Annotated in this window: 2 protein-coding genes; both read right to left on the bottom strand. The window is 60.6% G+C overall.

The window, feature by feature from the left end:
- Positions 1-66: 66 nt before the first annotated feature.
- Positions 67-858 carry an IS21-like element helper ATPase IstB gene (istB, locus tag HMPREF0298_RS10705; RefSeq protein WP_006841214.1) on the bottom strand — a complete coding sequence of 264 codons (792 nt, stop codon included), beginning with the start codon at positions 856-858 and terminating at the stop codon, positions 67-69.
- Positions 855-1,790, bottom strand: coding sequence for a Mu transposase domain-containing protein (locus HMPREF0298_RS10700; protein WP_211205443.1), 936 nt, complete (start codon positions 1,788-1,790; stop codon positions 855-857). The genes istB and HMPREF0298_RS10700 overlap by 4 nt, the downstream gene beginning before the upstream one ends.
- Positions 1,791-1,813: the final 23 nt, after the last annotated feature.

Below are 1,813 nucleotides of genomic sequence, written 5' to 3'. Positions count from 1 at the left end.
TGTTAGCGACGGTCGAATTGTAGCCCAGTTGCGACGGTCGAAAAGTAGCCCATTTTCGTGTGTTTCTTATTCTGCCTGACGTTGTGCGGTGATCGACGGTAGTACACTTTCTCGGCCGGCGATTCGGTAGCTGGTGCCTGTGTGCGTGAAGATTTCCGCGTGATGGACGATGCGATCAATCATCGCGGCGGCGACGGTGACGTCACCGAAGCATTCGCCCCAGCGAGAGAACGGCAGGTTCGACGTCATGATCAACGAGCCGCGCTCATATCGGTTGGACACTAGCTGGAAGAACAGGTTCGCTGCTTCTGCCTCGATCGGGACGTAGCCCACCTCGTCGATGATGAGCAGGTGGTAGCGGTTGAGTTTGGCCAACAATGTTGTCAGCCCGCCTATGCTGTGGGCTTGGGTCAGGCGGGTGATCCATCCGGCGGCGGTGTCGAAAGCGACCCGGTAGCCTTGCCGGGCTGCGATGACCCCTAACCCAGTTGCCAGGTGCGTTTTGCCGGTGCCCGGCGGGCCGAGGAAGATGACGTTTGCGGCCTCGGTGATCCATCCGCCGGTTTCCAACCGGGCGATACGGGCCCGGTCGAGTGCGGGCTGGGTGGAAAAGTCGAACTCGTCAATCGTTTTGATCTGGGGAAAGCCCGCCCTTTTTATCCGGCCTGCGGCGCCGGATTCCGCCCGGGCCGACGCTTCGACCGACAGCACCGCTGCCAAGTATTCCTCGTAGGTCCACGACGCTTGGCGTGCTTTCTCGGCGATGGTCGCATAGTCTGATCCGATTCGTGGGGCCTTCAGCGCCCTGGCCAGATACGCCAGTTCGGAGTCGATTGTGGTGTGTTGAGGACGGGTCATGACTCTACCTCCAGTTCGGTCAGCCGGTCGTAAATGTTCAGGTCTGCCTGTTCGACCTCGATCGCCTGCGGTGAAACAGGTGGCGTGGCCAGTTGGCGGCGCATCTGCTTCGCGGTGGCGGCGTGCATCGGGTCAGTGATTGTCTGATGTGTGCCCCACACCCGTTCGTGGCGGGCGACGATCGTCCCGTCCGGGGCGCGCACGACCACCTGCTCCAAGCCAGCGTGGACGGTGACAATTCGGTTGATCATTCGCGGATCCACTGAATAGTGGTTGGCGTCGACGGCGACGTAGTAGTTACGTGGCAGCCGCACCTGTCGTAGCACATCGATCTGCGGGGGATACGGCGGCAAAGCGGCCATGTGCGCCTTGTCGACTGTCCAAGCCACCGCCGGAATTTTCCTTGTGGTCGCGTGGATACGCTGGTTAGCCACCTCAGTAATCCACTCGTCGAGCTGGCGTTGGACATCTGCTGGGCACGTGAAATCGCGGCCGGGGAAAAACGAGGACTTCAGATACCCGTTGGCCCGCTCCACCACGCCTTTAGTTTCCGGATCACGAGGTGGAGCCTGCTGAATCCTGGTGCCCAAAATGCCAGCAAAAGACAGCACCGGCTGGGTGAGCGCCTTTTGCCCAATTCCAGTCTCTCGGTCCCACAACAACTGCTCAGGTACGGCCTGAAACGATGTCGACAACAATGCCCACATCCCTGCAACAAGATCTGCGGTCGTGCGTGTCGGCAGCACACGCGCGGCCATGAACCTCGAATACGACGCCACCATCACCAGCACCGGAAACGCCACTTTCTGCCCGGACCCGTCGGGAATCCCGCCAGCGGGGAAAGTCAGATCACACTGGATTTGCTCACCAGGGCGGTGAATCAGCGTGTCCACCGGGTCCGCCTGCTGGTAGTCAGGTCGGATGCGGCGCACATTATCGCGAAACCATGTGATCG

This window comes from Corynebacterium lipophiloflavum DSM 44291 (genome assembly GCF_000159635.1).
In the GTDB taxonomy this organism is placed as follows: domain Bacteria; phylum Actinomycetota; class Actinomycetes; order Mycobacteriales; family Mycobacteriaceae; genus Corynebacterium; species Corynebacterium lipophiloflavum.
Note: the sequence above shows the minus strand (reverse complement) of the source record. Positions and strands in the feature narration are given on the sequence as shown.

What these genes read in the sequence shown, in the direction of transcription:
- istB (WP_006841214.1), bottom strand. Translation starts at nt 858, where the DNA reads ATGACCCGTCCTCAACACACCACAATCGACTCCGAACTGGCGTATCTG.